This is a genomic window from Arenimonas sp., from assembly GCF_044353605.1.
Taxonomy (GTDB): domain Bacteria; phylum Pseudomonadota; class Gammaproteobacteria; order Xanthomonadales; family Xanthomonadaceae; genus Arenimonas.
On sequence record NZ_JBILBO010000029.1, the window covers coordinates 1 to 4,839 of the forward strand.

General features: G+C 61.7%; 4 protein-coding genes and 1 pseudogene. 1 reads left to right on the forward strand and 4 read right to left on the reverse strand.

Going from position 1 to position 4,839, the window contains the following annotated elements; all coding sequences use genetic code 11:
- Positions 1-388: pseudogene (locus tag ACIQ1A_RS09450) on the reverse strand (DNA polymerase I); the annotation flags it as partial.
- Positions 389-456: 68 nt separating this feature from the next.
- On the opposite strand from ACIQ1A_RS09450, the gene ACIQ1A_RS09455 reads away from it, so the two are divergent.
- Positions 457-1,113 carry a hypothetical protein gene (locus ACIQ1A_RS09455; protein ID WP_395770822.1) on the forward strand — a complete coding sequence of 219 codons (657 nt, stop codon included), beginning with the start codon at positions 457-459 and terminating at the stop codon, positions 1,111-1,113.
- A gap of 1 nt (position 1,114) precedes the next feature.
- Here ACIQ1A_RS09455 and uvrD read toward each other — a convergent pair whose 3' ends face one another.
- From uvrD to ACIQ1A_RS09470, 3 genes are all read right to left on the reverse strand, one after another.
- Positions 1,115-3,289, reverse strand: a complete 2,175-nt coding sequence (uvrD, locus tag ACIQ1A_RS09460; RefSeq protein ID WP_395770823.1) for a DNA helicase II — start codon at positions 3,287-3,289, stop codon at positions 1,115-1,117.
- Positions 3,289-4,341 (reverse strand): saccharopine dehydrogenase family protein, encoded by a 1,053-nt coding sequence (locus tag ACIQ1A_RS09465; RefSeq protein WP_395770824.1) that lies wholly within the window; start codon positions 4,339-4,341, stop codon positions 3,289-3,291. Before ACIQ1A_RS09465 ends, uvrD begins: the two co-directional genes overlap by 1 nt.
- Positions 4,341-4,839, reverse strand: a 499-nt coding sequence (locus ACIQ1A_RS09470) for an SDR family NAD(P)-dependent oxidoreductase (protein ID WP_395770825.1), incomplete at its 5' end; no start/stop codon positions are given. The genes ACIQ1A_RS09470 and ACIQ1A_RS09465, both read right to left, overlap by 1 nt.

A 4,839-nucleotide genomic window follows, 5' to 3' on the forward strand; every position in this document is an offset into this window, starting at 1 on the left:
TGGAGATCACCACATCGATGCCGTCCTTTGCCGCCTGCAGGGCATAGGTGCCGATGACATCGTCGGCTTCCACGCCGGACACGCGGATCACCGGCAGACCGAGCGCCTGCACAATGGCGATCATCGGCTCGACCTGCGCCCGCAGGTCGTCAGGCATGGTGGCGCGGTTGGCCTTGTACTCGGGATACAGGGCATCGCGGAAAGTCGGGCCAGGCGCATCCAACACGAACGCGATGTATTCGGCATTTTCCTTCAGACTGCTTTTCAGCATATTGACGATACCGAACAGTGCGCCGGTCGGGGTGCCATCGGCGGCGGTCAGCGGCGGCAGCGCGTGGAAAGCGCGGTACAGATAGGACGAGCCGTCGATGAGGACGAGTTTGGACATAACCGGAATCCTTCGTGATTAAGGTTATTATGCCACTTCAAGGTCCATTTCCCTGAGTATGTATCCCGATGCCGAATCCGAAACGCAGCTCCGACCAATCCGGCCTTGATCCGGTCGAGCGCGCCTCGGAAGTGGTGTTCGGAACCCTGATGGCGATGAGCTTCACCGGCACGCTGTCGGTGGCCACCGCCGGCGAACAGGACATCCACACCATGATGCTGGCGGCAATCGGCTGCAATCTGGCTTGGGGCTTGACCGATGCAGTGATGTATCTGATTGCAGAAATCACCGAACGTGAGCGAAAAATTTCATTCCTGCATAAACTGCATCATGCTGAATCCGCCGAAGCGGCCGATAGACTGATTGCCGATGAAATGCCGGAGCGCTTGCGTTCGCATGCCAACCCGACCGTCTTCGAGGCCTTCCGGAAAAGCCTGGTGGAACTGCCGGAACCCCGGGCCACCCTCGGGCGCCGCCAATATCTCGATGGTCTGCTGGTCTTCCTGCTGGTTGCCTTGTCCACCTTCCCAATTGTGCTGCCGTTCCTGCTGGTCGACGACGCCGTTCATGCCTTGCGTTTGTCGAACGCGCTCGGCGTGCTGACCTTGTTCATCTCCGGCACTGTGCTCGGCCGACGTGCCGGAGGCAAAGGCTGGCACTTCGGTCTGGCCATGGCGACCATCGGCAGCGCGCTGGTCGGCATCATCATCCTGTTGGGCGGTTGAATCAGCCGGCTTGCAGTTTTGCATAAGCCAGCACCAGCCACTTGCTGCCTGCTTCGCTGAAATTCACCTGCACGCGTGCATGCGCGCCCGAGCCTTCGAACTGCATGATCACGCCCTCGCCGAAACTGGCGTGGCGCACGCTCTGGCCAAGGCGGAACACCCCGGCGTCTTCGGACAAGGAATGGGATGACGCATATCCGGAACTGTTGCCATAACGTGCGGTTTTCGGACGGATGGCGTGAATCAGTTTTTCGGGAATCTCGCGGATGAAGCGCGAGGGCGATCCGTACATCTCCATGCCGTGCAGACGGCGTGTTTCGGCATAGGTCAGCGTCAGTTTCTCGCGGGCGCGAGTGATACCGACATAGGCCAGACGGCGCTCTTCCTCGAGCCGATTGGCTTCATCGAGCGAGCGCGCCGAGGGAAACAATCCTTCTTCCACGCCGACCAGGAACACGAAAGGAAACTCCAGGCCCTTGGCGCTGTGCAGGGTCATCAGCTGCACGCCGTCCACGCCTTCTTCCACCTGGCCTTCACCGGCCTCGAGCGCGGCATAAGCCAGAAATGCGCTGAGCTCGCTGGTCGACTCTTCTTCATCGGGCACAATACGCCGCGAGAAGCGGCTGGCCACCGAGACCCATTCGTCGAGGTTGTCAACGCGTGAATCGAGCTCGCCCTTGGATTCCTTGCCGTAATGCAGGCGCAGCCCGGATTGTTCGAGGATGATGTCGAACAGCTCATACAGTTCGATGCCGTCGCGGCTGTCGCGGATGCTGTCGACCAGCGCCTGAAACGCGGCCAAGGCGTTCTTGGCGCGTCCATTCAGAGCGGACGATTCGCGGATCAAAGCCGAAGCGCGCCACAACGACAGTGCCGAATCCCGCGCCATCCGGCGCAGTTCATCCAGGGTGCGATCGCCGATGCCGCGCGGCGGCGTATTGACCGCGCGTTCGAACGCGGCATCATCATCGGGATTGGATACCAGCCGCAGATAGGCCATGGCATCCTTGATTTCCATGCGCTCGAAGAAGCGCTGGCCGCCGTAAACCCGGTACGGCAGCGCATTCGACAGCAACTGTTCTTCGATGGCGCGCGACTGGGCATTGTTGCGGTACAGCACGGCGCACTCGGAAGCGCTGTGTCCATTCTGGATCAGCTGCTGGATCTGCGCCACCACATAACGCGCTTCATCCACTTCGTTGAAGGCGGTATACAGTTCAATCAGTGCGCCATCACTGTCATCGGTCCACAGCTTCTTGCCCAGGCGCTCCGGATTGTGTGCAATCACCGCATTGGCGGCCGCCAGGATATTGCCGGTCGAACGGTAATTCTGCTCCAGCCGGATGGTGCGCGCTCCGGGATAGTCGTCGAGGAACTTCTGCATGTTGCCGACCTGCGCGCCGCGCCAGCCGTAAATCGACTGGTCGTCATCGCCGACCACGAACACTTGGCCGCGTTCGCCGGCAAGCAGGCGAATGAAGGCGTACTGCACGTTGTTGGTATCCTGGAACTCGTCGACCAGAATCTGGCTGAAGCGCTGGCGGTAGTGCTCCAGCAAGGCGGGTGTTTTCAGCAGGGTTTCGTGTGCGCGCAACAGGATCTCGGCGAAATCCACCAAGCCGGAACGCTGGCAGCGGATTTCATATTCTTCATACACCTGCAGCTGCACCCGCGTGTAGGCATCGCCCATGGCAATCTGGATGGCGGCCGGTCGCCGGCCGGCATCCTTCTGGGCATTGATCCACCACACCAGCTGCTTCGGCGGAAAGCGGGTGTCGTCCAGCTGCAGATCGGCGACCACGCGCTTGACCATGCGCAGCTGATCGTCGGCATCGAGCACCTGAAAGCTTTCCGGCAGAGCGGCGTCCTGCCAGTGCAGGCGCAGCAGCCGGTGCGCGATGCCGTGGAAGGTCCCGACCCACATGCCGCGTGCACCGTCGGGCAGCAATGCGGCGATACGCGTGCGCATTTCGGCGGCGGCTTTGTTGGTGAAGGTCACCGCGAGAATGCGGTACAGCGGAATATCGAAGACCTGATTGAGCCAACCGATGCGGTGAGTCAGCACACGGGTCTTGCCGGATCCGGCACCGGCCAGCACCAAGTAAGGGCCCGGCTCGGCGCAGACGGCCTCGCGCTGCGCCGGATTCAAGGCATCGATAAGACCGGAAACATCCATTACTTGCCGCTGACGCGTTTGACGCCGGGCAGTCGCAACACGTAATCGGCACCCATCAATCGCGACGGCGTGTAGAAGCCGCCGATCGGACGCTGCGCGGCCATCAGTTTGGCGACGATGCCGAGCGCAGCCAACACCGTCAGCGTGTAACCGTTCGGTGTTTTCAGAATGGCAGTGACCTGACGTCCGGCGGCATCGGTGGCCTCGCCCCAGACCCAGGTTTCGGCATCCTTGCGTTTTTCTTCCGACGGGCCGCGCACTTTACGGCCGACCTGCGACTTGAGAAAGGCCTGAACCGGTGCAAAGCCCAGCACGGGCCCGAGCCCGCGGATGCGGCGCAGCTGGGCGACGGTTGAGGGCGGCACGCACATGTAGACTTCAATGTTCGGAATGCCGGTCGAGATGTTGGCGGTGTAGACATCGCCCCAAGGGATGGTCATGGCCAAACGCGCTTCGCCGTTCTTGTCGAAGCTGCGGGTCTTCCAGGCCAGCGGTACCTTGGTCATCACACCGTTGATGCGGGCGCGACCGCCTTTGCCCAAACCCTCGACCGCGGTTTTGGCGGTGCCCGGACTCGGGCCGCCGGGTGCGTCGAAGGCCAACACCAAGGATTCGGCGGTCGGCAATTCCAGTTTCAGGATCGCGGCCAGGCAATCGGTCGGCACCACATCGAAACCGGCGCCGGGCAGCACCACGATGCCGCGTTGTTGCGCTTCGGCATCCAGACCGTGGCAGGCCGCGAACACATCGATCTCACCGGTGATGTCGAGGTAATGCGCGCCCACCGCAAGGCAGCCGCGCACCATCGGCAGGGACGTTTTGGAAAACGGTCCGGCGCAATGCAGCACCAGATCGATACCGCGCAGGCCCATTTCGACCGCTGCCGGTTTATCCAAGCCGAACACGCGTGCCGGCAAGCCGTACTGCGCGGCCATCGGCTCGATGGCTTCGCGCGAACGACCGGCGAGCACCGGGCGCAAGCCGCGGCGCAGGGCTTCTTCCACCATCAGGCGACCGGTATAGCCGTTGGCGCCGTAAATCATCCACTCCATCAGTGCGCTCCTAGCGTCATGTTACGGGACAGTTTCATCAGCTCCTTGAAGTAGCGCTCCGGCAGGAAGCGTTTGAGACGCCACAACATCGGTTCGCGTTTGGTCGGCAGAATCAGAAAGCGGCGTTTGTTGATGTCGGCGAAAATCCGGTCGGCGACCTGATCGAGGCTGTCCGGCGAGCGGTCCATCATTTTCTGGCCGAGGTGTTTGATTTTTTCGGTACCGACCGTGCTCTGCATCAAATTGGTTTTGAAGAAGGCCGGGCAGATTACGCTGACGTCAACCCCGGTGCCATGGCACTCGGCGCGCAGCTGCTCGGAAAACGCGACCACTGCGGCTTTCGATACGCCGTAGGTCATCAGACCCGGGGGGCCAGCCAAGCCGGCGAAACTGGCGGTGCTGACCACATGGCCGGAACCGCGCTCGAGCATCGCCGGCAAAAACAGTTTGGTGCCGCGCACCACGCTCAGCACATTGACCTCCCACAAATGCCGCCAT